The 25,361-nt window shown below is 65.7% G+C and carries 27 protein-coding genes and 1 pseudogene; 10 read left to right on the top strand and 18 right to left on the bottom strand.

Going from position 1 to position 25,361, the window contains the following annotated elements; all coding sequences use genetic code 11:
- Window positions 1-21: 21 nt before the first annotated feature.
- From BM118_RS29500 to BM118_RS41810, 5 genes are all read right to left on the bottom strand, one after another.
- Window positions 22-849 (bottom strand): outer membrane protein, encoded by an 828-nt coding sequence (locus tag BM118_RS29500; RefSeq protein ID WP_177234810.1) that lies wholly within the window; start codon window positions 847-849, stop codon window positions 22-24.
- Between the two features lie 167 nt (window positions 850-1,016).
- On the bottom strand, window positions 1,017-1,835 hold the full coding sequence (locus tag BM118_RS29495; protein ID WP_092189903.1) for an outer membrane protein: 819 nt from the start codon (window positions 1,833-1,835) through the stop codon (window positions 1,017-1,019).
- 229 nt (window positions 1,836-2,064) lie between these two features.
- Complete coding sequence (locus BM118_RS29490; RefSeq protein WP_177234809.1) at window positions 2,065-3,315, bottom strand: MFS transporter; 1,251 nt, start codon at window positions 3,313-3,315, stop codon at window positions 2,065-2,067.
- Window positions 3,316-3,584: 269 nt separating this feature from the next.
- A complete protein-coding gene (gene glmM, locus BM118_RS29485) occupies window positions 3,585-4,928 on the bottom strand; it encodes a phosphoglucosamine mutase (RefSeq protein WP_092189899.1) in 1,344 nt (447 codons plus the stop codon).
- A 222-nt stretch (window positions 4,929-5,150) separates the two neighbouring features.
- Window positions 5,151-5,318, bottom strand: a complete 168-nt coding sequence (locus tag BM118_RS41810) for a hypothetical protein (RefSeq protein ID WP_177234808.1) — start codon at window positions 5,316-5,318, stop codon at window positions 5,151-5,153.
- Between the two features lie 105 nt (window positions 5,319-5,423).
- Here BM118_RS41810 and BM118_RS29480 point away from each other — a divergent pair, with 105 nt between their 5' ends.
- Window positions 5,424-6,560: an alpha-hydroxy acid oxidase gene (locus BM118_RS29480; RefSeq protein ID WP_092189897.1), complete on the top strand. Its 1,137-nt coding sequence runs from the start codon at window positions 5,424-5,426 to the stop codon at window positions 6,558-6,560.
- Between the two features lie 209 nt (window positions 6,561-6,769).
- Here BM118_RS29480 and BM118_RS29475 read toward each other — a convergent pair whose 3' ends face one another.
- The 7 genes and pseudogenes from BM118_RS29475 to BM118_RS29445 all read right to left on the bottom strand — a co-directional run bounded on the left by BM118_RS29475 (window position 6,770) and on the right by BM118_RS29445 (window position 13,673).
- On the bottom strand, window positions 6,770-7,375 hold the full coding sequence (locus tag BM118_RS29475) for a hypothetical protein (protein WP_177234844.1): 606 nt from the start codon (window positions 7,373-7,375) through the stop codon (window positions 6,770-6,772).
- A 97-nt stretch (window positions 7,376-7,472) separates the two neighbouring features.
- Window positions 7,473-8,099, bottom strand: coding sequence for a hypothetical protein (locus BM118_RS29470; protein ID WP_092189893.1), 627 nt, complete (start codon window positions 8,097-8,099; stop codon window positions 7,473-7,475).
- Between the two features lie 56 nt (window positions 8,100-8,155).
- Window positions 8,156-8,995 (bottom strand): shikimate dehydrogenase, encoded by an 840-nt coding sequence (locus BM118_RS29465; protein WP_092189891.1) that lies wholly within the window; start codon window positions 8,993-8,995, stop codon window positions 8,156-8,158.
- Between the two features lie 70 nt (window positions 8,996-9,065).
- A pseudogene (locus BM118_RS29460) lies at window positions 9,066-9,263 on the bottom strand (SulP family inorganic anion transporter); the annotation flags it as partial.
- 100 nt (window positions 9,264-9,363) lie between these two features.
- Window positions 9,364-11,412 carry an elongation factor G gene (locus tag BM118_RS29455; protein WP_092189889.1) on the bottom strand — a complete coding sequence of 683 codons (2,049 nt, stop codon included), beginning with the start codon at window positions 11,410-11,412 and terminating at the stop codon, window positions 9,364-9,366.
- Between the two features lie 150 nt (window positions 11,413-11,562).
- Window positions 11,563-12,045 (bottom strand): DUF992 domain-containing protein, encoded by a 483-nt coding sequence (locus BM118_RS29450; RefSeq protein WP_092189887.1) that lies wholly within the window; start codon window positions 12,043-12,045, stop codon window positions 11,563-11,565.
- Window positions 12,046-12,470: 425 nt separating this feature from the next.
- A complete protein-coding gene (locus BM118_RS29445; RefSeq protein ID WP_092190217.1) occupies window positions 12,471-13,673 on the bottom strand; it encodes a pyridoxal phosphate-dependent aminotransferase in 1,203 nt (400 codons plus the stop codon).
- Window positions 13,674-14,353: 680 nt separating this feature from the next.
- On the opposite strand from BM118_RS29445, the gene BM118_RS29435 reads away from it, so the two are divergent.
- The 7 genes from BM118_RS29435 (at window position 14,354) to BM118_RS29415 (ending at window position 18,408) form a co-directional block, all read left to right on the top strand.
- Complete coding sequence (locus BM118_RS29435; protein ID WP_092189885.1) at window positions 14,354-15,004, top strand: glutathione S-transferase family protein; 651 nt, start codon at window positions 14,354-14,356, stop codon at window positions 15,002-15,004.
- A gap of 50 nt (window positions 15,005-15,054) precedes the next feature.
- Window positions 15,055-15,231: a hypothetical protein gene (locus BM118_RS42105; RefSeq protein ID WP_210189068.1), complete on the top strand. Its 177-nt coding sequence runs from the start codon at window positions 15,055-15,057 to the stop codon at window positions 15,229-15,231.
- Between the two features lie 13 nt (window positions 15,232-15,244).
- Window positions 15,245-15,412 carry a hypothetical protein gene (locus tag BM118_RS41805; RefSeq protein WP_177234807.1) on the top strand — a complete coding sequence of 56 codons (168 nt, stop codon included), beginning with the start codon at window positions 15,245-15,247 and terminating at the stop codon, window positions 15,410-15,412.
- Window positions 15,413-15,449: 37 nt separating this feature from the next.
- Window positions 15,450-15,644, top strand: coding sequence for a hypothetical protein (locus BM118_RS29430; RefSeq protein WP_092189883.1), 195 nt, complete (start codon window positions 15,450-15,452; stop codon window positions 15,642-15,644).
- A gap of 128 nt (window positions 15,645-15,772) precedes the next feature.
- Entirely contained in the window at window positions 15,773-16,576 is an 804-nt protein-coding gene (locus BM118_RS29425) for a PAS-domain containing protein (RefSeq protein ID WP_092189881.1), read from the top strand.
- Window positions 16,577-16,648: 72 nt separating this feature from the next.
- Window positions 16,649-17,104: a GNAT family N-acetyltransferase gene (locus BM118_RS29420; protein ID WP_092189879.1), complete on the top strand. Its 456-nt coding sequence runs from the start codon at window positions 16,649-16,651 to the stop codon at window positions 17,102-17,104.
- Window positions 17,105-17,466: 362 nt separating this feature from the next.
- The gene (locus tag BM118_RS29415) at window positions 17,467-18,408 is read left to right on the top strand and encodes an aldo/keto reductase (RefSeq protein ID WP_092189877.1); all 942 of its coding nucleotides are present in this window, start codon (window positions 17,467-17,469) and stop codon (window positions 18,406-18,408) included.
- 16 nt (window positions 18,409-18,424) lie between these two features.
- Here the strand turns inward: BM118_RS29415 and BM118_RS29410 are convergent, their stop codons facing one another.
- The 3 genes from BM118_RS29410 to BM118_RS29400 form a co-directional block, all read right to left on the bottom strand.
- Window positions 18,425-18,748, bottom strand: a complete 324-nt coding sequence (locus BM118_RS29410) for an antibiotic biosynthesis monooxygenase family protein (protein WP_092189875.1) — start codon at window positions 18,746-18,748, stop codon at window positions 18,425-18,427.
- A 140-nt stretch (window positions 18,749-18,888) separates the two neighbouring features.
- The gene (locus tag BM118_RS29405) at window positions 18,889-20,106 is read right to left on the bottom strand and encodes a DUF1501 domain-containing protein (protein ID WP_177234843.1); all 1,218 of its coding nucleotides are present in this window, start codon (window positions 20,104-20,106) and stop codon (window positions 18,889-18,891) included.
- 2 nt (window positions 20,107-20,108) lie between these two features.
- Complete coding sequence (locus BM118_RS29400; RefSeq protein ID WP_177234806.1) at window positions 20,109-21,668, bottom strand: DUF1800 domain-containing protein; 1,560 nt, start codon at window positions 21,666-21,668, stop codon at window positions 20,109-20,111.
- Between the two features lie 114 nt (window positions 21,669-21,782).
- Between BM118_RS29400 and BM118_RS29395 the strand changes: the two genes are divergently transcribed.
- Window positions 21,783-21,983, top strand: coding sequence for a cysteine-rich CWC family protein (locus BM118_RS29395; protein WP_092189871.1), 201 nt, complete (start codon window positions 21,783-21,785; stop codon window positions 21,981-21,983).
- A gap of 194 nt (window positions 21,984-22,177) precedes the next feature.
- Here BM118_RS29395 and BM118_RS29390 read toward each other — a convergent pair whose 3' ends face one another.
- The 3 genes from BM118_RS29390 to BM118_RS29380 form a co-directional block, all read right to left on the bottom strand.
- A complete protein-coding gene (locus BM118_RS29390) occupies window positions 22,178-22,876 on the bottom strand; it encodes a glutathione S-transferase family protein (RefSeq protein ID WP_177234805.1) in 699 nt (232 codons plus the stop codon).
- Between the two features lie 220 nt (window positions 22,877-23,096).
- The gene (locus BM118_RS29385) at window positions 23,097-23,327 is read right to left on the bottom strand and encodes a hypothetical protein (protein ID WP_092189867.1); all 231 of its coding nucleotides are present in this window, start codon (window positions 23,325-23,327) and stop codon (window positions 23,097-23,099) included.
- Window positions 23,324-24,103, bottom strand: coding sequence for a sulfite exporter TauE/SafE family protein (locus BM118_RS29380; RefSeq protein WP_092189865.1), 780 nt, complete (start codon window positions 24,101-24,103; stop codon window positions 23,324-23,326). The genes BM118_RS29385 and BM118_RS29380 overlap by 4 nt, the downstream gene beginning before the upstream one ends.
- Window positions 24,104-24,364: 261 nt before the next feature.
- Between BM118_RS29380 and BM118_RS29375 the strand changes: the two genes are divergently transcribed.
- Window positions 24,365-25,282: a LysR substrate-binding domain-containing protein gene (locus BM118_RS29375; protein WP_092189863.1), complete on the top strand. Its 918-nt coding sequence runs from the start codon at window positions 24,365-24,367 to the stop codon at window positions 25,280-25,282.
- The last annotated feature ends 79 nt before the right edge of the window (window positions 25,283-25,361 follow it).

Raw genomic sequence — 25,361 nt, 5'->3', positions numbered from 1 at the left:
TGTCAACCGGAACGGGGCGCGTCAGAACTTGTAGCCGAGGCCGGCGCGAACGGTATTGATGCTGGTGTCAACGGCGGAAGAGAAGCGGATGTATTCGTACTCCGCACGCATGAACAAGCCGCCGACCAGATTGACATCGACGCCGAGACCGGCGGTGTAGCCGTAGATCAAGTGATTGTGCTGGGCATTGGTCGAGCTCAACGGCACCAGCGGCGTGTACGTCCCCAACTGGGTCGCGCTCACGCGATCCTGCACGGTGGCAGTTTGCACAATGTCGGCATTGCCGAGCGCAAGGCCGGCAAACATGTAGGGCAGGAAGCACCCCCATGCGTAAGCGGCGCGGCCACGAAACGTCCCCATGTCGCTGATGTTGATCGAAGATGTGGACGTCGCGGTGACGTCATGGAAGTTGCCGTCGGACAGTGCGGTGGCGCTGACGCGCCTTTCGCTGGCCGACGCCGTTCCTCCGAACTTGCCATGCAGCCAGCTCACTTCGATGCCCAACACGACGTCGTCCCACTGCGCGTTGTACCCGACGAAGGCGCCGAAACCGGTGGTGCGCTGCGAGGCCTTGCCGAGCCCGAGATTCCACTGCGACACGCCCATCGAGCTCTCGATCAACGTATCCGCCAGCAGCGCCGCCATCATGTTGCTGGTCGAGCCGTTGAAGTTCTCGTCGGACGAACCATAGCCGGCCTGTGCTCCGATATAAGAGCCTTGCCAGTTGACGTTGGATCTCGACAGACCGTCCGTGAAGCTGCCGCGCAGGAACGGCAGATCCGGCATGTCGGCCGCGTGCGCGGCAGACACCGTCCCCAACATCGCCGCCGCCAACAAAAGCCTACGCATCGGAACGCTCCATCGAACTCGAACTTTCGCCATGATCATGGCTCGTTAACCTTAACCAATGGTTGCGTCGGAGCCCTTCGTCGCCGCGAGCAATGAAAAATACGCAAAGCAAAACGGCGCGGGAGGGTCCCACGCCGTTAAGAAGTCCTAACCGATCGGCTTGCCGATCAGCCCTTGGTGACGAGCGGCGGCGCGTAGACCGGCGGGCTGCTGAGGTCCCAGCGTACGCCGAACTTCAGGTCATGCGAGGTGATGTCCTTGAATTGCATGGTGCGGCCGCGGGTGAAACCGGTGAAGTCGGTGAGAGCGCCGGTGACGCCGTCGCCGAGGTCGACGTAGCGATACGCGAGTTCGAGCGTCAGGCTCGGGTTGACCTTGTAGGCAAGACCGGCGTGCGCGGCCCAGGCGAAATTCCACTTCGAAGCGTTCGGCGCGTAAGCGACGCCGCCGTTCACCGTGTTGATGTCCTGGAAGTTTGAAATGGTGTTGCGCGAAGCACCCACGCCGGCACCGATGAACGGGGTGATGCACCACCAGGTGCCGAGGTCGACGTAGGCGTTGGCGAGCATCAGCCATTCCGACTTGCTGCCATGATACTCGTCGGTAAAGGCCGGGGCGCCGTTGAAATTGATGATCTGGAGACCATGCAGATTGGCGTTGCCGCGATATTCACCGGTCACGTCGGCGCGGAACCAGCTGTTGAACCTGTAACCGGCGCCGAGGCCGAAGATGCCGGCCGTGTCGAAACCGAGCCCCTGGGTGGACCCAATGCTGATGCCGGGATCGACGAAGCTCGGGTTGAGCTGCTTCACCTTCTGATTGCTGAAGCCAATGTCTCCGCGCAGATACCAGCCGCCGAAGTCAGCCGCAGGGGCCGGCGGGGCGTACATCGGAGGGGGCGCCGCGATCGGCATATCGGCGGCGAACGCCATCGACGAGATCAGGGTTGCCGCACCCGCGGCAAGGAGAGACTTAACGCTACGCATTTGGCTTCGTCCTTATGGCCGGTGAGGCAAAATGCAGACGCCTCACGTTCTGGAAACTCACAGACGGACGATGGCAGCAAATGTTTAAGCGCCACTTAACCCTAATTTTTAAGGTTGATTTTTTGTGACTGCACACGCGGATGCGACGGAAGCGTTGCAGAAATGCAGCGCCTTTCGCGCCGCAATTGCTAACAATGTATGAAGCCGCAATGCAGCGAAACAGGATCCGTTAACGCGTCTGCCGCGGCAGCTTGGGCAGGAATACCGCGAGCAGCCCGATCGCCGGCAGGTAAGCGCAGACCTGATAGACGAACTCGATCGAGGTGTGGTCGGCGAGCTTGCCGAGCACGGCCGCGCCCAGGCCGCCGATGCCGAAGGCGACGCCGAAGAACACGCCGGAGATCATGCCGAAGCGGTGCGGCACCAGTTCCTGCGCGAACACGATGATCGACGACGTCGTCGAGGAGATGATCAGGCCGATGATGACGCTGAGCACCGCGCTGGCGTAGAGCCCGGCATAGGGCAGCGCCAGCGTGAACGGCAGCGCCCCCAGAATCGAGATCCAGATCACGATCTTGCGCCCGAAGCGATCCCCGAGCGGACCACCGAGAAACGCGCCGACCGCGTTCGCGGCAAGGAAGACGAAGAGATAGATCTGGGCGGCCTGCGTCGACACGCCGAAGCGGTCGATCAGATAGAAGATGTAGTAGCTCGACAGGCTCGAGACGTAGAGCTGTTTCGAGAACAGCAGCGCCACCAGCACGGCAAGCGCGACCGCGACGCGGCGCGAGCTCGGCGCGTCAGGATGGGCTTGAACCGCCGCCGTCTTCTTCGCCTTGATCTGCGGCGCGTACCAGCGGCCGATGCGCCAGAGAACGACGATGGCAAGGAACGCGATCGAGGAGAACCAGGCGATGCTGCCCTGCCCGAACGGCACCACGATCAGCGCCGCCAGCACCGGGCCCATCGACGTGCCGAAACTGCCGCCGAGCTGGAACACCGATTGCGCAAAGCCGTAGCGGCCGCCGGAGGCGAGCCGCGCGATGCGCGCGGATTCGGGATGAAACACCGCCGAGCCGAGACCGACCAGCGCCGCGGCGACGAGGATGACGAGATATTGGTGCGCGGCGCTGAGCAGTAAGAGGCCGAAGAAGGTCGAGGCCATGCCGATCGACAGCGAATAAGGCTGCGCCTTCTTGTCGGTGTAGTGCCCGACCACCGGCTGAAGCAGCGAGGCCGTGAACTGGAAGGCCAGCGTGATCATGCCGATCTGCGCGAAGTCGAGCGCGTAGGTGTCCTTCAGGATCGGGTACACCGAGGCGATCAGCGACTGCATGGTGTCGTTGAGGAAGTGCGAGAAGCTGATGCCGGCGAGCACGACATAGGCAGGCCCCGCAGCCTTGGCGGCGGCGGGCGCCACGTCGCCGACGACGACGGGCTCGGTCAGCGTTTCCGCAGATACGACGACAGGCTTGTTCAATGGAACGATCCCGGCAGGCGCGGCGAACCGCCGCACTGCCTAACTACGATGACCATGGCGGCCAAACCACCGCCAATCGTCGATGGCTGGGATGCGCGCGTGTCCTCGTCTTGCCCTCTCCCCTTGTGGGAGAGGGTGGCTCGCCGCGTTGGCGGCGAGACGGGTGAGGGGCCTCTATCCGCGCGTCGCCTTGCCAGTTGTGTACGTGGAAGCAAACCCCTCATCCGGCGCTTCGCGCCACCTTCTCCCACAAGGGGAGAAGGAAGGCCTCAGGCCGCCGCCTGCCCCAGCGCCGAGACGATGGTGTCGACGACGTCCTCGACCAGGATGCGGTCCTCGCCCTCGCCCATGACGCGGATCACGGGCTCGGTGCCGGAGGAGCGGATCAGCAGGCGGCCGTGGCCGTTGAGGCGCTTCTCGCCGTCGGAGATCGCCGACTTGACGTCGGAATCGTCGAGCGGCTTGCCGCCCTTGTGGCGGACGTTCTTGAGGATCTGCGGCAGCGGATCGAAGCGGTGACACACTTCCGACACCGGCCGGCGCGACTTCTGCACCACGGCCAGCACCTGCAAGGCGGCAACGAAACCGTCGCCGGTGGTGGCGTAGTCGGACAGGATGATGTGGCCGGACTGCTCGCCGCCGAGATTGTAGCCGCCGCTCAGCATCTGCTCGAGCACGTAGCGATCTCCGACCGGCGTGCGCACGAGATCGAGCCCCTGCCCTTTCAGGAAGCGCTCGAGCCCGAGATTGGACATCACGGTGGCGACGATGCCCGGCCGCGACAGCCGGCCGTCTTCCTTCCAGCTCTGCGCGATCACCGCGAGCAGCTGGTCGCCGTCGACGATGTGGCCGCGCTCGTCGACCAGGATGACGCGATCGGCGTCGCCGTCCAGCGCAATGCCGATGTCGGCGCGCATCTCGCGCACCTTCTTCGACAGCGCTTCCGGCGAGGTGGAGCCGCATTCCTTGTTGATGTTGAAGCCATCGGGCTCGACGCCGATCGGCACCACGTCGGCGCCCAGCTCCCACAGCGCTTCCGGCACCACCTTGTAGGCGGCGCCGTTGGCGCAATCGACCACGACGCGCAGGCCGTCGAGCGACAGATCGCGCGGCAGCGTGCGCTTGGCGAATTCGATGTAGCGGTCATGCACGCCGTCGATACGGCGGGCGCGGCCGAGGCTCGCGCTCTGCGCGAGACGCTTGTCGATGGGCTCGTCGAGCAGCTGCTCGATCTGCTTCTCGACGTCGTCGGAGAGCTTGAAGCCCTGGGGGCCGAACAGCTTGATGCCGTTGTCCTCGAACAGGTTGTGCGAGGCCGAGATCATCACGCCGAGATCGGCGCGCATCGACTTGGTCAGCATCGCAACCGCCGGCGTCGGCATCGGGCCGACCAGCAGCACGTCCATGCCGACCGAGGTGAAGCCGGCGACCATCGCGTATTCGATCATGTAGCCGGACAGGCGGGTGTCCTTGCCGATCACGACCCGGTGGCGGTGGTCACCGCGCTGAAACGCAAGGCCTGCGGCCTGGCCGACCTTGAGCGCGAGCTCCGGCGTGATCAGTCCGTTGGCGCGGCCCCTAATCCCGTCCGTCCCGAAATATTTGCGGCTCATATCGTCCCCCACGCAACAACCAGGGAATCCCCTCTAACAACCACGGAGTGCCCGAACGGGCCCCGCATCCCTGATTTGCTGAGGTCTTATAAGGCCATCGCGGCTAACTTGGCTTCAAAAAATGTGATTAATCATTACGGTATAGGGGCCGCCTTCGCCGCGCTAACTAATTGGTAACACTATATTTCCCGTTAGGGAACCGGAACGGGGCGGAACCCGCCCCTATTTCGATCGCTTCACATGGCCGTCGCCGCGGCTCGGCGCCGGCTGGGTGACGTTGACGGGATCGGAGCCCGGGAAGGTCTCTTCCAGGCCCTCTTCCAGGGCGTCCTCGAGGTCCTTCTTCTCCTTGATCTCTTCCGGGGTCGGTGCGGCGCGTGGCCTCGTCATGGCACCCTCCTCTCAAACGATTTGGCTGTGCATCCAACCATGCTAGATGACCCTTCGATCTTCCGATGCAAGACTTTCGGATACGAGACGGGCCGGGAAACGTTCATGAAGCACATCACCTGTATCGACGATCTTCGCGCGCTGCATAAGCGCCGCGTGCCGAAGGCGTTCTTCGATTATTGCGACCGCGGCTCCTATGCCGAGGAAACGCTGCGCGCCAACCGCGAGGACATGCAGGCGATCAAGTTCCGCCAGCGCATCCTGGTCGATGTCTCCAAGCGCGACACCTCGACGACGATCCTCGGCGAGCCCTCGACCATGCCGCTGATCCTCGCGCCCGTGGGCCTCCTGGGCATGCAGCATGGCGACGGCGAGATCCATGCCTGCCGCGCCGCACAGGCCGCCGGCATCCCGTTCACGCAGTCGACGATGTCGATCTGCTCGATCGAGGACATCGCCGCCAGTGTCGAGAAGCCGTTCTGGTTCCAGCTCTACGTGATGAAGGACCGCGGCTTCATCAAGGAATTGATCCAGCGCGCGATGGCGGCCAAGTGCAGCGCGCTGGTGCTGACGGTCGACTTGCAGGTGATCGGCCAGCGCCATGCCGACATCAAGAACGGCATGACGGTACCGCCGGAATGGTCGCTGTCGAAGCTGCTGGATTTCGCCAGCAAGCCCGCCTGGGTCTCCGGCGTGCTGCAAGGCAAGCGCCGCACCTTCGGTAACATCGCCGGCCATGTGAAGAACACAGAGGACCTCAACCGCCTCGCCGAGTGGACCGCATCGCAGTTCGACACGTCGCTGAACTGGAAGGACGTCGAGTGGGTCCGCAGCATCTGGCCGGGCAAGCTCGTCATCAAGGGCATTCTGGACGTCGAGGACGCCGAGGAAGCCGCCAAGACCGGCGCGCAGGCCCTGGTCGTCTCCAACCATGGCGGCCGGCAGCTCGACGGCGCGCCGTCCTCGATCGAGGTGCTGCCCGAGATCGTCGATGCCGTCGGTGACAGGATGGAGATCATGTTCGACGGCGGCATCCGCTCCGGCCAGGACGTGATGCGCGCGCTCGCGCTCGGCGCAAAATCCTGCATGATCGGCCGCGCCTACGCCTATGGCCTCGGGGCCGGCGGCCAGGCCGGCGTCGCCAAGGCGATCGACATCATCCAGAAGGAACTGCTGACGACCATGGGCCTGTGCGGCATCAACAGGATCGAGGAGATCGACGATCACGTGATTGCGGTGTGAGGCGTCTGTCGGGATGCAGCGGCAATAACAGCCGTCGTCCCGGCGAAGGCCGGGACCCATAACCACAAGGAGTGGTTTGGCGAAGACTGGCAGTTATCCAACCTTCGCGCGGTACGAATACCTGCGCCTCTCGATGGATCACGCGGTATGGGTCCCGGCCTTCGCCGGGACGACGGCGGAAGGTGTGGTGACGGTTGCGCGCAGCACCCTCACATCGGCGGCGTGATCCCATCCCTGCCGACATTCACCCGGTTGGCCTCCAGCGAGCCGTCCTCCTTCTTCGCCGCGCCGAAGATGATCAGCCTGGTGCCCGGCTTGATCTCGGACTTGTCGCTGGCGACGAAGGTGACGATCGGGGTGTCCGGCGGCACCACGACTTTCTTCTCGCCGTCCTTGTATTTCACCGTGATGTTCTGACCGTCGGTGCCCTTCACCGTCTGCGAGACCGTCGCGTTGGTCATGGTCGAATTGGCGCGCGCATCCCAGGGACGGAAACCTTCGGCCGCGCCGCGCTGGTTCTCCGGAAAGATGTGTACGGCGATCGCCCTCTGGGTGCCGTCGGGCTCCGGCATGGCGGTGACGCCGATATAGGAGCCTTCCCTGATCTCCGACAGCTCCGTCTTCACCACGGCGAAGACCGCGACGTTGTCGGTCATGCGCACCTTCACGTCGCTGCCTTCGCGCGTCCTGATGTCGAGCATGTTGCCGTCGACGCTCTCGATGGCGCCGCGGATGCGCACCGTCGGCGCCTGCTGCGCCGAGACAGAGGAAACAGCGATCAAGGTGGCGAAGGCTGCCGCGACGGCGCGCGGCATCCAGTTGTTCAGCTTCGGCATGATTGTCCCTTCCAGGGCGTTGCGACGGTCAAACACGGCAACCCCGTGTGACCGCCGCTATTCCCGGCCGTGACGATCACATCGGCGGCGTGAGGCCGTCGCGCCCGACGCTGACGCGGTTGGTCTCGAAGGAGCCGTCCGGCAACTGCTTCATGAAGGCGATCACCTTGGCGCCCGCCTTCAGGTCGGTCTTGTCGCCGGGCACGAAGGTCACCACCGGCGTGTTGTCGGGGACGAACACCTTTTTCTCGCCGTCCTTGTACTTGACCAGCAGCGTATGGCCGTCATTGCCGACCACGCTCTCCGACACCGTGGCGTTGGTCATGCTGGAGTTGGGCTTGAGGTCATAGGGGCGCGAGCCTTCGCCGGTGCCGCGCATGCTCTCCGGAAACACATGGACCTCGACGGCGTTGTCGCCGCCGTCAGGCCCCGGCACCGTGGTGGCGCCGACGAAAGAGCCGGGCTTGATGTCGGCGAGTGAAACTTTGGTAATGCCGGACACGCGCACATCGGATGCGATGTGGAGCTTGACGTCCTCGCCGCTGCGCGACTTGACCTGCAGGGCGTCGCCGTCGACGCGCTCGATCGTGCCGCGCACGCGCGTCGGCACCGGCGCCTTCTGCGCGAAGGCATAGAGGGTGGAAGCGGCCACCATCGCGACGGCGATGAGCGGACGTGTGAAAGTTGCACGTTGAACAGGCATGATGGTCTCCGATTGTCCTCACGGATAGAGAACTCCGGAGACCGCGCGCTATTCTTTCAAGTCTTTGTGAGATCGGCCTCGACCAATGCGCGCAGCTCGGCCGTGACCCGCGGCCGCCGGCCGAACCACAGCTCGAAGCCGCGCACCGCCTGGTGCAGCAGCATGCCGAGACCGTCGGCGGTCTTGAGGCCGCGCGCCTTTGCCGCGGCGAGCAGCGGCGTCACCAGCGGAACATAGACGAGATCGGCGACGACGGCGGCCTGCGGCAGGCGCGCAACATCAACATCAAGTGAAGGCTGGCCATGCATGCCGAGCGAGGTCGTGTTCACGAGAAGTCTTGCGCGCGGCAGTACGTCGTTGATCCCGTCCCACGAAACGGGCTGCACGTTCGGCCCGAACTGCTTCGCCAGCGTCTCGGCCCGCGCAATGGTGCGATTGGCGAGATGGATGCGCTTGATGCCGCGCTCGCGCAGGCCGAACACAACCGCCCGCGCGGAGCCGCCGGCCCCGAGCACCAGCGCCTCCTCGGCCGCATCCCAGCCCGGCGCGCTGGCATCGAGATTGTTGATGAAGCCCTCGACGTCGGTGTTGGTCGCGTGCAGTTCGCCGTCCTCGAACCACAGCGTGTTGGCGGCGCCGACGGCCTTGGCGCGCGCATCGGGCGTCGACAGCGCCAGCACGCCCTCCTTGTGCGGGATGGTGACGTTGGCGCCGACGAAACCGCGCAGCGACAGCCGCAGCACGAAATCGCGGAGATCGTCGGGCGGAACCGCCTCGATGACATAGCCGCCGGCGATACCGAGCGTGCGCAGCCAGTAATGATGGATCAGAGGCGAGCGCGAATGCGCGGCCGGCCATCCGATCAGACAGGCTGCGGGAGCCTTGGTCACGGTCATCTTCTCCCCGGATCGTATCCGAGGCGATCCATTTCGCGTCCCGCGGGCTCTGTCAAGCGCGCCAGCGCCGCTAGTGCGCGGCGGCACCATCCGAGGCGGCCGCGCGCTTTGCCGCACCGCCCTTGATGTCGGCGACCGCGCGCGCGATGGTCTCGCGATAGCGGGCGCGCGGCGGGGTGACGCCATGGGTCAGCAGCGCACGGCGGACCGCCGGCGAGGCGCCGGTGATGAACAGCCTGATGCCCTGGCGGTGGGCCTTGCTCGCGATGACGGGTGGAGAGGGCATCGCCTCCACCACACCCTCTCCCCGTAAGAACGGGGAAAGGGTGGGGTGAGAGCGTGCGTTCCTCACTGCGTGAGAAACAGATTCACGCCGCGTGCTGATGCGCGGCGATGATCTGGTCGGCGGCGCGGCCCGTGACTTCGGCCATGTGGTCGAACGTGCGGGTGAAGCTGCCGGCGCCGGCGGTGGCCGAGCGCAGCTCGACGATCAGTTCGCCGATCTCGGCCTCCGGCATCATGGCGCGGACGCAGTCCCAGCCGCTCCAGCCGTCGCGGGTGTCGAAGCCGAGGATCTGGCCGCGCCGCGCCGACAGGATCGCGTTGATCTTGGCGGTGGCGTCCGTCGGGCAGACGATCTCGACCACGTGGATCGGCTCCAGCAATACCGGCTGGCATTGCGGCAGGCCTTCGTTGAGGCCGACCCGCGCCGCCGTGCGGAAGGCGAGATCGGAGGAATCGACGCTGTGATAGGAGCCGTCGGTCAGCGTCACCTGCACGTCGGTGACGGGAAAACCGAGCGGACCGCGCGTGAGCCCGTCGACGACGCCCTCCTCCACCGCCGGGATGTAGTTGCGCGGCACCGCGCCGCCCACCACCTTCTCGGCGAACTTGAAGCCGTCGCCGCGCGGCAGCGGCTTGATGTCGAGCACGACATCGCCGAACTGGCCGTGGCCGCCGGACTGCTTCTTGTGACGGCCGCGCTGGGTGATCGGCTTGCGGATGGTCTCCTGATAGCCGATCGCGGGCGGATGCGAGGTGACCTTGACGCCGAAGCGATCGCGCAGGCGTTCGCTGGCGACGCGCAGATGCATCTCGCCCTGGCCCCACAGCACGGTGTCGTGGGTCTTTGCGTTCTGCACGACCATGAGCGAGGGATCCTCCTCGTGCAGCCGCATCAGCGCCTGGCCGAGCTTGACGTCGTCCTTGCGGTCGGTGGCCGCAACCGAGATCGCGAGCACGGCCGATGTCGGTTCTGCGGCGACAAGCGCTGCCGGCTGGGTCTTGCCGCTCGAGACCATGTCGCCGGTGTTGACCGGATCGACCTTGGCGAGCGCGACCGTGTCACCGGCTTCCGCCGATGCGCGCTTGGTGTCGTAGGCGCCGTTGACGGCGAGGATGCCGGAGATGCGCCCTGCACCGCCGGAGGAGGATTGCAGCGTGGCACCGTCGTCGAGATGGCCGGCGAGCAGCCGCGTCAGCGACAGCTTGCCGCCGTGCTGCGAGTGCACCGTCTTGAAGACGTAGCCGAGCGCGTCCTTGCTCTCGGGGGCGCCGAGACGTTTGGCGGTCTCCGCAACACCCGGCGCCTCGTGGCGCAGCGCCTTCATCAGGCGCAGCACGCCGTTCTCGCGGCCGGCAGCGCCGAGCAGCACCGGGCAGATCAGCCCTTCGCGCAATTCGCGGGCGAGATCGTCGAACACGGCATCGCGCGGCGGCTGGATGTCTTCGAGGAGTTGTTCCATCAGCGCATCGTCGTGGTCGGCGAGCTTCTCCAGCATCGAGAAGCGCGCCTCCTTCTCGCGGTCGAGATCGCCGCCTTCGAGCGCGATCACCTCGGAGGCCTTGTGCTCGCGATAGATGAAGGCGCGCTCGAGCGCGAGATCGACGAAGCCCTCGATCAACTCGTCCTTCCAGATCGGGATCTGGCGCAGCACCAGCGGCACGCGCGAGGCGGGCTGGAGCGTTGCGAGCGTCTCGCGGATGCGCTTGTTGGCGCGGTCGATCTTGTTGAGGAACAGGAAACGCGGAATCTTCAGCTCCTCCAGCTCGCGCAGGATGATCTGAAGCTGGGGCAGCTTCTTCTCGTCGGCTTCGCAGACCACGACCGCGGCATCGACCGCGGGCAACGCGGCGCGCATGTCGTGGGCGAATTCGACGGAACCGGGACAGTCGAGGAAGGTGTAGCTGTCGCCCATGAAACTCGTGGTGGCGGCAGTGAGGCCGACGGTCATCTTGTGATGACGGGCCTCGGGCGTGGAGTCGCCGACGGAAGTTCCGGCGTCGACGCTGCCGGCACGCGGGATTGCACCCGTTCGCGCCAGTATCGCTTCAAGAAGTGTGGTTTTACCGCTTTGGAATGGGCCCACCAGCGCGATGCACCGTGGACCTCGGGGACTTCTGACGTCTTGTCCCATTCGCCGTCTCCTTGGTGTGGAGCTCGGCCCATGATTGGGTCGGCAAACGCGGATGCTCTGCCCGTCCCCGAGATTTGGCAAGCGTCAAACGTCGCTGCGGTGCGTCGTCGTGATCGCGCCGGTGGAACAGCGCGATCACACGCAAAATTGTTAACGGCCGGGGCGGAGTTCCAGGCTTTCGAGGCCGGCGGCGACGTTGAGGCCGACCTGGCCCTGCACGCTGAGCGGCTGGAGCGCGATCGAATTATTGGAGCCGCCGACCAGCGCATTGCCACCGATACCGACGCCGACCGAGGCGCTGCCCTGCGCGCCGGCATAATTGCCCGAGAGATCGCCGGGGCCGAGCCGGTCGACCGGCGCGAACACGCCCCAGGCCAGCGTCGTCTCCTGGGTGATGCCGATGTCGAGACCGACTTTGCGGATGGTCGCGACATAGCGATCCTCCGGCAAACCGTCCGCACGCAGGACGCAGCCGAGATTGGTCACCGATCCCACGATGAAGCCAACGCTGGCACCGCCGCGGCATTCGAGCACGCCGACCCGGACCATCCGCTGCTGCTGAGCGCCGCTGTTTGCGACGGAGGCAACGAGGCTGGCGGCGGCGAGCCCGGCGAGGAGGAATGAGCGGCGCATGAATGTCTCCGGCGATGAATGTGATGCGAGCAGAGAGGACACCCTACCCGTGGCGCGCGATGGTCTATGCCACAAGAGTCTTGGAGTTGCCAGATCGCGCGCATCTAAAACCGGTTTCGCGGAGAGAGCCCCTCACCCCACCCTCTCCCCGTAAGAACGGGGCGAGGGAGTGAGAGAGCCGCGCGTCCCTCACGATGCAAGAATTGATCAGACCGCGCGATCGGGCTCGACTTAACCTCTCCCCGCCCTTCTGCGGGGAGAGGTCGGATTGCGCCCGGCGATGCGAAGCATCGTCCGCAGCAATCCGGGTGAGGGGCAGTGCAGGATATTAATCAGAGCAAAAGTCCATCCGACTCCACACCGCGTTGAAACACAAACAAAAAGGCCCGCCGAAGCGGGCCTTTCCAATTCGCACTGTCTTCGGCTTACCGCAGATTGCCGCAGAAGCGCTGGATGCGCTTGCAGGCGTCTTCGAGGTCCGAGGTCTTGGTCGCGTAGGAGATGCGGAACGCCGGGCCGAGGCCGAAGGCCGAGCCCTGCACCACGGCGACGCCTTCGGTCTCCAGCAACTCGGTGACGAACTGCTCGTCGTTGGAGATCACATTGCCCGACGGCGCTTTCTTGCCGATGGTGCCGGAGCAGGACGGATAGACGTAGAACGCGCCTTCGGGGCGCGGGCACTCGATGCCGTTCGCCTGGTTGAGCATGGAGACGACGAGGTCGCGGCGCTCCTTGAACACCTTGTTGTTGGCGGGGATGAAGTCCTGCGGACCGTTCAGCGCCTCCACCGAGGCCCACTGTGCGATCGAGCACGGGTTCGAGGTCGACTGCGACTGGATGGTCGACATCGCCTTGATGAGCTGGGCCGGGCCGCCGGCATAGCCGATGCGCCAGCCGGTCATGCAATAGGCCTTCGACACGCCGTTCACGGTGAGCGTGCGGTCGTAGAGGCTGGGCTCGACCTGCGCGACCGTGGTGAACTGGAAGTCGTCATAGACGAGGTGCTCGTACATGTCGTCGGTCATCACCCACACATGCGGATGCCTGACCAGCACATCGGTGAGCGCCTTCAGCTCGGCCCGGGTGTAGGCAGCTCCGGTCGGGTTCGACGGCGAGCACAGGATCACCCATTTGGTCTTCGGCGTGATCGCGCGCTCGAGCGCTTCGGCCCCGAGCTTGAAGCCGGTCGCCGCGGTGCAGACCACCGGCACCGGCTCGCCGCCGGCGAGCGCCACCATCTCGGGATAGCTGACCCAGTACGGTGCGGGGATGATCACCTCGTCGCCCGGGTTGATGGTCGCCATCAGCGCGTTGTAGAGCACCTGCTTGCCGCCGGTGCCGACGATGACCTGGTTCGGCTTGTAGACGACGCCGTTCTCGCGCTGAAACTTCGCGATGATGGCTTCCTTCAGCTCGGGGATGCCGTCGACCGCGGTGTACTTGGTCTTGCCGGCTTCGATGGCGTGGATCGCCGCGAGCTTGATGTTGGCGGGCGTGTCGAAGTCGGGCTCGCCGGCGCCGAGGCCGATGACGTTGCGGCCCGCCGCTTTCAGCGCGCGTGCTTTATCCGTGACCGCGATGGTCGCGGACGGCTTCACACGGTCGAGCGCAGCGGCAAGGAAGGACATCGTCATCTCCTGACAAGCGTCGTGAACCCATGGGTCGTCACGACTCTGATTGTGGGAATGGAGCCACCCTAAAACGTGTGCCGCTGCGCCGCAAGAAACTTCGGCCCGATCTCGAAAAAGTTTACGGATTCCGGCGTTTCGAGGCGCGATTTCCCGCAATATTCCGTCACTTTGCCGTCCGAATCCCTCATATCCGGCAAGGCCTGTCCTCGGAGCAATTTTGCGTGGCGCGTGTCGATAGTTCTGCACCGTCATGGCCGGGCATAGCCGTCCGAAGGACGGCGTCACTTGCGCTCGCCTATGTCCCGGCCATCCACGCCTTGCCAGGCGCCACGGAGAACGTGGATGCCCGGGCCTTCGCCGCGCCGAAGCGGCTTCGGCCGCGCAGGCGGGACAAGCCCGGGCATGACGACGCGCTGGTTTCGTAGCGGCGCCCTCACGCTGATTGCTCCCCCGTCTCACACGAATGCACGGCGCAATGCGTCGGCCACGTTGACGCAAGCGTGATCTGATTTGCGTCGTCGCGTGGAAATGATCTTCCGCGGCGTTGCAGTGCGGTAGGGTTTTCGAGTTTTTCTATTGGCTGGCTCTTGCGGCGGATTCGCATCGGCATCATTGTTTAGCCGCGGTGCGGGGCAACAAACGCCGCGCCTTCCCGTCCTCGGTTTAGAACTCCCAGAATGTACAAGCTCTATTCGATGCAACGCTCCGGCAACAGCTACAAGGTCCGCCTTGCGCTGGCGCTGTTGAACTTGCCTTACGAGGCGGTCGAGGTGGACATTCTGCGCGGCGAGAGCCGTACGCCGGACTTTCTGTCCAAGAATCCGTCGGGCCAGGTGCCGCTGCTCGATGTCGGCGGCGACCGTTATCTCGCCGAGTCCAACGCCATCCTCTGGTACGTCGCCGTCGGCACGCCGCTCGCGCCGGAAAACCGCATCGATCGCGCCGAGGCGCTGCAATGGATGTTCTTCGAGCAGCACGCGCTCGAGCCGAATATCGGCGCCGCCTATTTCTGGCTGTCGCTGGTCAAGGGCGGCCGCGACCTCCAGACCCATTCGCTCGAGGACTGGATGGAACGCGGCTATGGCGCGCTCCAGGTGATGGAGAACCATCTCAAGACCAACGCCTATTTTGCCGCGCGCCAGCTCACGGTCGCCGACATCGCGCTCTACGGCTATACCCATCTCGCCGACCGCTGCGACTTCGACCTCTCGACCTTCCCGGCGATCCGGGACTGGCTGAAGCGCGTGGAGGCCGCGCCCGGCTTCGTCTCGATGGACTGGCGGCCGGCCGACGTCGACGACCCCGCCAGCATCGCCGCCAGCGCCTGATATCCTTGAAACATCAGGCCTGACCGCTCCCTCTCCCGCTTGCGGGAGAGGTGACCGAGCCCACGGCTCAATCGATTCAACCCACCACGCCGGCCGCGTTAAGAAATAGCGGGCATAATTTTAACCTTTGCCGCAATCCCGCCATTTTCGTCGCGAAGGCCGCCGCAATATTGCCGGTTGAAACTGGGAAATTCTGGAAAGTCGCGGGTGATTCGCTCGCACGTTGAAGGATTTAGACCCATGATTCGGGCGTCCGGCACGGCAGGCTTTCAGGGCCAACCCGCTACCGTTTCGTCTCCCCGGCTGACCAACGCGGTCGCGGCCTCGCTCGCCGTCGCCGCGCTCTCGCTGTGCCTGATCGTCACCCTGACGGTGCAGGCGACCATGGCGATGGGCCTGCCGGTCTGATTCCCGTTTCATCCTGGACCAGCCTTCAGGGCGCCGCGTGACCCGCGCCGACCGGCATCGCGACAGGACGTCGATGAAGTCACCTGTGGTAGTCGTTGCAATCACCCTGACTGCGGCCATCCTGGTCGCGGCATCGCTGTTGATTTTCACCGGCATGCGCAAGAGCTCGGGCACCTCGACGCTGAATGCGCCCGCGTTGCAGCAACGCGTCAGGTACGCGCACTTGGTCTAAAATCATCCGAAAGCTTTGCGCGCCGCCGCAAGCCGCCCTTAAGCGTTTCGCACGAATTCACACCGCACCGGCGCAACGATCAGTCAGTATCGGCGCCTTAGCTCGTTCAGGGAGGAACGAGACAGGCCATGCGACTCGGATGGCGTGCGATCTGCGGTCCGGTGCTGACAGCGGCGACCCTGCTGCTGGCGATCCTGCTTGATCGCTCTGTCCCCTCGCCCGCGCCGCTGTTCGTCTGCATCGTGGCGCTTGCCGGCGCGCTGTCGGGTTTCGCCTCCGCCATCGCCAGCGCGGCCCTCGCCGTCATCGGCGCGGCGCTGCTCTTCCTCACCCACCGCGCCGTGCCCTTTGCGACCGCGGATCTGGTCCAGCTCGGCCTCCTCGCAGTGACGACCGCCGGCACCGCAGGCATCACCGGCCTGATGCGCGAACGGCTGCTCGACACCTTTGCCGCCGAGCGCCAGAGCCACGCCACCGCCGCGCGGCTGTCGGCCGCGCTCGACCAGGTCGATATCGGCATCGTGCTGCTCGATGCCGAGACGCGCGCCGAATTCATCAACCGCGCGTTCCGTGATTATTTCGCGGTGCCGGACGACATCGCCGACGGCAAGCCGCCCTTCATCGCGCTGATGTATCACGGCCGCGACACCGGCGCGTTCGAGCTGCCGGAGGACGAACTCGGCACCTTCATCGCGCAGCGCATGGAGATGGTGCGGATCGGCGATGCCACGCCGATCAACATCGCCTTGCGCAGCGGCGAGGTGCTGCGCTTCGTCTGCGCCGCACTGCCCGACGGCGGGCGCATGCTAAGCTACACCCCGGTGACCGACCTCGTGCGCCACACCGATGCGCCCTCGCGCGCCGACTACTACCGCTCGCTGCGCGATCCCACCAGCCGCAACCTGATCCGCTATTTGCGCGTCGCCGAATAGCGTCACAGCGCGATTGATCGACGCGCCCTTCATCACGTATGAAGGTCGCCTCATCGATCGCGGAATTTCCAGATGCCCCTCACCGTTCGCCCCGTCACCAAGCAGGACTACGATCAATGGCTGCCGCTGTGGGACGGCTACAACGCCTTCTACGGCCGCTCGGGCCCGACCGCGCTCGCTGGCGAGATCACGAAGATGACGTGGCAGCGCTTCTTCGACGCCTATGAACCCGTGCATGCGCTGGTCGCCGAAAGCGACGGCCGGCTGCTCGGGCTGACGCACTACCTGTTCCATCGCAGCACCACCGCGATCGAGCCGTCCTGCTATTTGCAGGACCTGTTCACGCTGGAGGCCGCGCGCGGCAAGGGCGTCGCCTCGGCGCTGATCCACGGCGTGTACGAGCGGGCGAAACTGGCGGGATCGCCGCGGGTCTACTGGCAGACGCACGAGACCAACGTCACGGCGCAGCGCCTGTACGACAAGGTCGCGGAGCGGTCCGGCTTCATCGTCTATCGCAAGATCTTCTGATCGAACCGCGGCAGAGCAATCGCATATCGCGCCTGGGGCACTGAGCTTCGGCGTCGTCATGGCCGGGCCTGTCCCGGCCATGACGAACTTCCCGCATTTGACTTTTCGGCGTGACGCGGATGCCTGTGGATAACTCCCTCTGTCACCGGCGCGTTACATAGCGGGACTACGCTCATACCTGCGTCTGATCAGGCCCCCCGTCACCGATCAAGCGCCCCAAAGCGGTCCCCGTCAGTCGCCGCGTCTGACAGGGGCCGCATTTTTTTGTCCGCTCTGTCGGCATGGCAGCAGCGCGGTGAGCAGCTTGCTGCTGCGGCGCACGGTGGTCACAATACGCCGCTGCTCATCTGACAGGACCTCCCATGGAAATTCGCAATCTCGGCGCCTCCGGCCTTCGCGTGTCTGCGGTCGGGCTCGGCTGCAACAATTTCGGCCAGCGCACCGACCTCGAGACCTCGCGCAAGGTGATCCATCGCGCGCTCGACCTCGGCATCACGCTGTTCGACACCGCCGACATCTATTCGAACATGGGCGGCTCGGAAAACGTGCTCGGCACTGTCCTGGGCGATCGCCGCAAGGACATCGTGCTGGCGACGAAATATTCCAAGCCGATGGCGGAGGACGGGACCAAGCAGGGCGCCTCGCGCCGCTACATCATGAACGCGGTGGAAGCGAGCCTGAAGCGGCTGAAGACCGATTACATCGATCTCTACCAGCAGCACGACTATGACCCGTTGACGCCGATCGAGGAGAGCTTGCGCGCGCTCGACGATCTCGTCCGGCAGGGCAAGGTCCGCTACATCGGCAATTCGAACTTTCCGGCCTGGCGGATCGCCGAAGCGGAGTACGTCGCGCGCGCGATGAATGTCAGCCGCTTCGTCTCCTGCCAGGACGAATATTCCCTGGTCGTGCGCGACATCGAGAAGGATCTGCTGCCGGCCGCGCAGGAATACAAGCTCGGCCTGTTGCCGTTCTTCCCGCTCGCAAGCGGACTTCTGACCGGCAAATACCGGAAGGGCGAGAGCGCGCCTGACGACACCCGCTTCGGCAAGGTGCCGCGGCTGCGCGACCGCTACGTCACGCCGCGCAACGAGGACATCGTCGAGAAGCTCCAGGCCTTCGCCAAGGCGCGCGGGCACAGCATGCTTGAGCTCGCCTTCTCCTGGCTCGCCGCACGCCCGCAGGTGTCCAGCGTGATCGCCGGCGCCACCCGCGTCGAGCAGATCGAGGAGAACGTCAAGGCGATCGCCTGGAAGCTCGGCACTGATGATCTTGCCGAGATCGACAAGATCACGCTGGGCTGAGGTTTGAAGCGCGGCGCTACCTGGCGCCGCGCCCGACCGTCTGCATCACCTCGAAGCCTTCGAATTGCGGATGGCCGAGATAAAGCGGCTTGTTGTCGCCGGCCTTGTGATGCGCCGCGCGAAACGCCTCCGACTTGGTCCAGGCCTCGAACGCCGCATGGTTCGCCCACACGGTGTGCGAGGCGTACAGCGTGTGGTCCTCGAGCTCGGGCCCGCGCAGCAGATGGAATTCGACGAAGCCCGGCACCTTGTCCAGATGCGTGTCGCGCGAGAGCCAGACCTGCTCGAAGGCGGCCTCGGAGCCCTTGGCGACGCGGAAGCGGTTCATGGCGATGTACATGGATGGTCTCTCCTGATGCTCGGCTCATCATGTCGTCATTCCGGGACGCGCCGCAAGGCACGGGCCCGGAATCCATTTTGCGGCGGAACGTATGGAGGTATGGATTCCGGGTTCGCGCTACGCGCGCCCCGGAATGACGGCTAAGCCACCAATCCCTTCATCGGCCTTGCGCTTGCGCTGTCCGGAAACACCGTCTCCGCCAGCACACGGTCCGACAGACCGAACTGGCCCTGCAGCACGCCCTTGATCACCGAGCGCAGGTCGGTGGTGGGCTTGAGGTCGCGGGCCTCATAGAGGTTGGCGGGCTTGAGGCCGGGCCAGTCGGAGATGACGCGGCCGCCCTTCACCGCGCCGCCGGCGAGCAGCGCGATCGTTCCCGTGCCGTGATCGGTGCCGTCGGTGCCGTTGATGCGCGCGGTGCGGCCGAACTCGGTTGCGACGACCACGGCCGTGTCGCGCCAGCGCTCGCCGAGGCCGCTCTCGAATTCGGCGAGCGCGCCGTCGAGCCCGCCGAGCAGGAAGGCGAGACGGCCGACCGGGCCGCCTTCATTGGCATGGGTGTCCCAGCCATCGAAGGCGAGCGCGGCGATGCGCGGGCCATCGTCGGCCGCCATCAACTTTGCCGCGCCGCGCGCCACCTGACGCATCTGCGCGACCTGATTGCCGCCCTTCGGCTTCATGTCGTCGCCGCTCGCGACCTTGTCGAGCTGGAGGCCTTGCGACAAGGCCATCGCCAGCGCGGGATCGCGGTGACGGTAGAGATCGACGAGCCGCATCGCGGTGTCGTCGTCGGCCTGCGGCAGCGCGACCGGCGCCCAGCCGACGGTCGGCGCGTTGCCGCGCAGCACCAGCGGCGTGGTCGGCCCCACCGCAAGACCGCTCGAGACGCGCTCGCCGCGTGGCAGCGCTTCCAGCGCGCGGTTGAGCCAGCCGGACTGCACCCTGCCCGGGCCGGCATAGCCGCTTTCGAGCACGTCCTGGCCGTCGAAATGCGAGCGGTCGCGATAGGGCGTCGCCACCGCGTGGATCACCGCAGCGTGCTTGTCGCGATACATCCGCGCGAACTCCGGCATCGCCGGATGCAGGGCGAAGAAGGAATCGAGCATGATCGCGGGATGCGCGCCGTCCGACGCGAGCGCGATCGATCCGTGCAGGCCGGCATAATCGGGATCACCGAGCGGCGCGACGGTCGAGAGCCCGTCGAGCGCGCCGCGCAGGATCACGACGATCAGCCTGGGATCGCGACCGTCGGCCGCGCGCGCGAATTTCGGCAAATAGGCCCAGGCCGCGAAGGAGGCGCTGCCGAGCAGAAGGCCGCGGCGCGAGGTGAGGAGCCGGTTCTCGACGCAGTCGATCATCATCATCTCCTCTGCATTTCCGGCGACATCAGCAGCAGCGCCAGCGCCTGCTGGCGCGATTCCGCGCGCTCGATCGTCCGCCGCGTTTCGATGGAGGCCGCGTCTGCTGCTGCGAATTCCAAGAGGTCGAGCGGGTCGATATTGTTGCCGAGCCGCGCGCCCATCTGTGCGGCGATGTCGAGCCGCAGCTTCATGCCTTCGGGCGCCGCCCATGCGGCGCTGGTGTCCGGGAAACCGTTGGGACCGGCCGGCGACCACAGCGGCTGGCCGAGCAGGTTGAGATTGTTGAGATAGCCGCCGGGATCCTCCGGCACGCGCGCGAGCAGCCGGCCGCTCGCGACCACGAAGTCGTAAGGCGAGCGCATCTTGGTCAGCGGCGCCTTCCAGGCCTCGTCGGAATCGACCAGCGCCGTCGCCACCGCCTTGAGGTCGCCGTCGGTCTTGACGAAGACGTCACGCAGGCGCGCGACCAATGCCTGAGGCGGATCGTCGGCGACGAAATGACGGACGAGCTTGGTCGCGATGAAATTCGCGGTCGACGGATGCCGGGCGATGTCGGCGAGCGCCGCCTCGCCCTGGGCCAGCCCCGTCGGCTCGTAGGTCTTGCCGAGCAGCACCTGCGGCCCCGGCTGGTGCGCATTGACGTTGAAGGCGAAGGAGCCGGGTGTGCCGAGCCCGCCTTGCCTTCCGGCAAAGGTCCAGCCCGTGATGATGCGCGCGAGCGAGGTGACGTCCTCCTGCGTGTAGCCGCCGCCGACGCCGAGCGTATGCAGCTCCATGATCTCGCGCGCGAGATTTTCGTTCAGCCCGCGCTTGCGGTTTTGCCCCGCGCGCGAGTCCGGCCCGAGCGATTGCTGGTTGTCGAGGAAGAACAGCATGGCCGGATGCTGCTCGACCGCCTTGAGCATGTCGGCGAAGCGCCCGAGCACGTGCGGGCGGATCGCCTCGCGCTCGAACGCGCCGGCCCAGATCCGCGCCAGCTCGCCCTTGCTCGCGGAGATGCAGAAATGGTTGGACCAGAACACCACCAGCCGCTCGGTGAAACCGCACTCGACCAGCGTCGCACGCTGCAAGCGCGCCAGCGCTTCAGTGCGAAAGGTCTTCTGGATCACGTTGAGCGGCTGCGGTGCCGGCTTGGCAGCCGGCGGTGCGGCCATGTTCGGCTGCATGGTCTCGGGCTTCGCCGCAGTGTCGGCCGGCTTCGCATCCGTCATCTGGCCGGCGATCTCGGTCGCAGCCGTGTTCAGCGAGAGATTGCGGCGCGGTCCGGGCTTCTGATCGGCCGGCGGCTGCGGCGGCGCTTCGGGCGGCGTGCCGGCCTTGGCGGCGGCCTCGCGCGCCTGCTTGACCTGGTCCTGATAGGCGAACACGGCCTGGCCCAGCTGCGGCGTCGATTGCAGGCCGGGCGCCTCCAGCAGCACGCCGTTGGGGCGCGCCAGTTCCGCCTTCACGAAACCGCGCGGATCGGACGCCGCGTTGATCAGATCGCCGGAAGCCCCGCCGCGGGCGCCGAAGCCGAAACGGTTGAGCGCGACGAGGGCGGCTTGCGAATCGCGGGCCATCGATTTGTCCTTCGCGGATTGCCAACCGCTTTCCTGGTCTGTGCGCGGCGGATAATATACCGCAACGGGAGATGAACCCGACGTGAAAATGACGGCACAGCTTTTGCGCAAATCATGACAATTCCGAAAGAATCCTCAATGCAGGAACCGCGCCGCCTCGCCTGTTCCCGCTGCGGCACCGAGTTCGGCTGCGACCTCTCCGGCACCTGCTGGTGCGCGGAGGAAACCGCGCGACTGCCGATGCCGGTCAAGGGCGAGGATTGTCTGTGCCGGGAGTGTCTGCGCAAGGCGGCGGCGGCGGGCGCGGCAGAGTAGGCAACGCTATTAGTGATACGCAGGTCCGCCACGACACTCTGGGGGTCGTCCTGGCGAAAGCCAGGACCCATTACCCCAGGGAGATGTTTGGCGAAGACCCGTCGCTCGGTACTGATACCGTCCGCGATCGATAGACCTCGCGGTATGGGTCCTGGCTTTCGCCAGGACGACGTTGGGGAGAGAGTTGCGGGCAATTACACCGTAAATCCTGGCGATGTCCGCGCCATGCCGTCGAACGCATCGAGCAGCTTCTCGCGCCACGCATAGACCGGATCATCCGCCTCCAGCAGCTTGAACGGGCTCACCACCCGCGCCCATTGAAAACCGCCGAACACGATGTAGTCGGCATAGTTCGGCGTGCTGCCGCCGAGATAGGCTTGCGTCTTGAACGTCTGCCGCATCACCTCCAGCGATTTGCGGAAGGCGATCACGCCGCCATCGCGGCTGGCCATGATCTCTTCCAGCGTCTTGCCACCGAACCGCGCCTCGCGCGACTTGCGGAAATAGGCGGCATCGACGTCGGCGAGATTCTTCGGGATGTCGGCGATGATCAGCGGAAAGATGCCGCCGACGATGGCGATGTCGCCGAAGGCGTTGATCATGCGCGCCATGGCGCGGCCGCCCTCGCCGCCGAACAGCGACGGACGATCCGGAAAATTGTCTTCGAGATAATTCGCGATCGCCCAGGAATCGACCACCGGCTTGCCATCGTGCAGGAGCACCGGGACCTTCTCCGAGCCGTGCGGCGCGATCGCGCTCTTCTCGGTGAAGCGCCAGGGCAGCGATTCCGCCGCCAGTCCCTTGTGCGCCAGCGCCATCCGCGTGCGCCAGCAATACGGGCTGAAGGGGCGCGCGGCGTCGGTGCCGACGAGTTCGAACAGTTTGAGCGACATGGCTGGGGCTCCGTCATTGCGAGCGCAGCGAAGCAATCCAGACTGCCGCCGCGGAGACATTCTGGATTGCTTCGCTGGCGCTCGCAATGACGATGTGGAGAGAGGTTGCGCATACCAAATTCCGTTGTCATGCCCCGCGAAGGCGGGGCATCCAGTACGCCGCGGCGGTCGTGAGATGCATTACTGCCGGTGTTTACTGGATCATCCGCCTGCGCTTGGCTCACCGCCCGTGCGTGCGCAAAAACCTCTCGCCATCCTCCGTCACCGCGATGACCAGCCCGAGGCCGGCAATCGTATCGCGAGCGACGTAGCCGCGGTCGGCGGCGTCTTCCCAGATGGTGAGACGCGGGCACGAGGTCTTCCAGGTCGAGACCACCTCGGCATAGGCGCGCGGCTCGCGCGCGACCCATTCGACGAAGTCCAGCACCAGCGGATCGGCGGTCTCGCTCATTGCAAACCTCCCTTGTCGAAGGCCGCCAGCACCGGGGTACGAACCAGAAGCCAGCCGCCATAGGCGACGTAGTAGCAGGCGATGGTGGTGATCAGCTTGTTCGACCAGGCGATGAACTGCTGGTCGGTCATGGCTTCGAGAATGCGCCGCGCCAGCGTGGTGCCGAGCATCGAGGCTGCGATCGCGACGCCGGCGAGCACGGGATCGAGGCTCGCGGCCTGGTCGATGATGCCGCCGAAATAGATCAGCTTGGTGAAGTGGCTGACGAGCTGGCACATCGCCTTCGTCGCCACCTTCTCGCGCCGGCCGAAATCGCCGCCGAGGAAGAAGGTGTCGAGCAGCGGGCCCGACACGCCGGTCATCAGCATCAAGCCCATGCAGATCGTGCCATAGACGGTGCCCTGCCAGAGCCTGTCAGGGTCCGGCTTGATGTTCGTCGGCAGCAGCCGCGCCATGAACGGGGTGATGCCGAGCAGCAGCAGCGCCGTCGGCTTGTCCGGCACGTAGCGGGTGAGCGACCAGGCCGCGAGCGCGATGGCAGCGCCGACCATATAGTTCGCGACCGGCCGCCAGCGGATATGCGCCCGCCACAGGAAGGCTCGCCAGCCGTTCGAGGCCATCTGCGTGATCGCGTGCAGCACCATCGCCGTCGGCAGCGGCATCAAAGCCAGCAGCACGCCGATCAGGATCAGCCCGCCGGCCATGCCGAACAGCCCCGACAGGAACGCGGTGCCGACCATCAGCAATCCAAGGGCAGCGATCATGATGGGCGTCACGTGGGGGTCTCCTGTAGCGAGTGAAGGACGCAAACTGCCTGCGCTCCCTCGCCCCGCCTGCGGGGAGAGGGTGGGGTGAGGGGGAGCCTCCGCGGGGACGGTAGCAGTTGGACTCGCGGAGGCTCCCCCTCACCCGCCACGCTTCGCGTGTCGGCCTCTCGCCGCGCGCGGGGAGAGGCGAAGGGGAACGTGCCTCGCTTGCCCTGACTTCGCAAACTGAGTTATCTTGCCCTGGCATCAGCTTTCCTGAGGGTTGGTCATTTGCGGCGGCTGCTGTTTCTCAACGGCATCAAGGCATTCGAGGCGGCGGCGCGGACCGGCAGCTTTGCTGCGGCGGGTGTCGAGCTGAACGTGTCGGCGGCCGCCGTCAGCCGCATGGTGCATCTGCTCGAGGAGCGGCTCGGCGTCGCACTGTTCGAGCGCAAGGCCAACAGGCTGGTGCTGACGCAGGCGGGCCGCGCCTATCAGAGCGGGCTGACGCCGATCTTCGATGCGCTGGCCAGCCTGACCGCGCAGGTGACGGCGCCCTCCAGCGTCCGCGTGCTCACCATCGGCGTCGGCCACACCTTTGCGATGCGCTGGCTGATCCCGCGCCTGTCGGAGTTTCGCAGCGAGGAGCCCGACATCGAGGTGCGCTTCACCACCGGCGGCGCATCGGTGCCGTTCGGCGAGGACTGGAGCTGCGGCATCAAGCTCGGCACCGGCGACTGGCCCGGGCTCGTCGCCGAACCGCTGTTCGCCGGCGATCTCACGCCGGTCTGCGTGCCCCGTCTCGCCGCCTCATTGAAGCGGCCGGCCGATCTCAGGGGACCCAGCCTGATCCGCGTCGCGCACTCAGCCGAGGACTGGCCGATCTGGCTGAAGGCCGCCAACCTCGCCCGCATCAATGCGCGCGGGCCCGAGTTCCAGTTCTACGGCCAGGCACTCCAGGCCGCTGCCGACGGGCTCGGCATCGCCATGGGGATACGGCCCTATATCGACGACGATCTCGCCGCCGGACGCCTGGTAGCGCCGTTCGACCTCTCGGTGCCCAAGGGTATGCGCTGGTACCTGGTCTATCGCAGCTTCCAGACCGAGCAGCGCGATTTCGCCGCGTTCCGCCGCTGGATCATGCGCGCGGCGTCGGAACCTGCCGCCCGCCCGGTGAGGCGGACCGGCCGCACCTCGCCACGGAACTGAAATTCAGCGGTTCCGCGGGCAAAAAACCCCGTCCCTTGTGAACGGCTTCACATCCTGAAATCCGCAAACGTGGTCCCCT

Origin of the sequence: Bradyrhizobium sp. cf659, from assembly GCF_900113725.1 — a bacterium.
Lineage (GTDB): Bacteria > Pseudomonadota > Alphaproteobacteria > Rhizobiales > Xanthobacteraceae > Bradyrhizobium.
The sequence above is the reverse complement of the archived record's forward strand: the minus strand, read 5'-3'. Positions and strand labels throughout refer to the sequence as shown.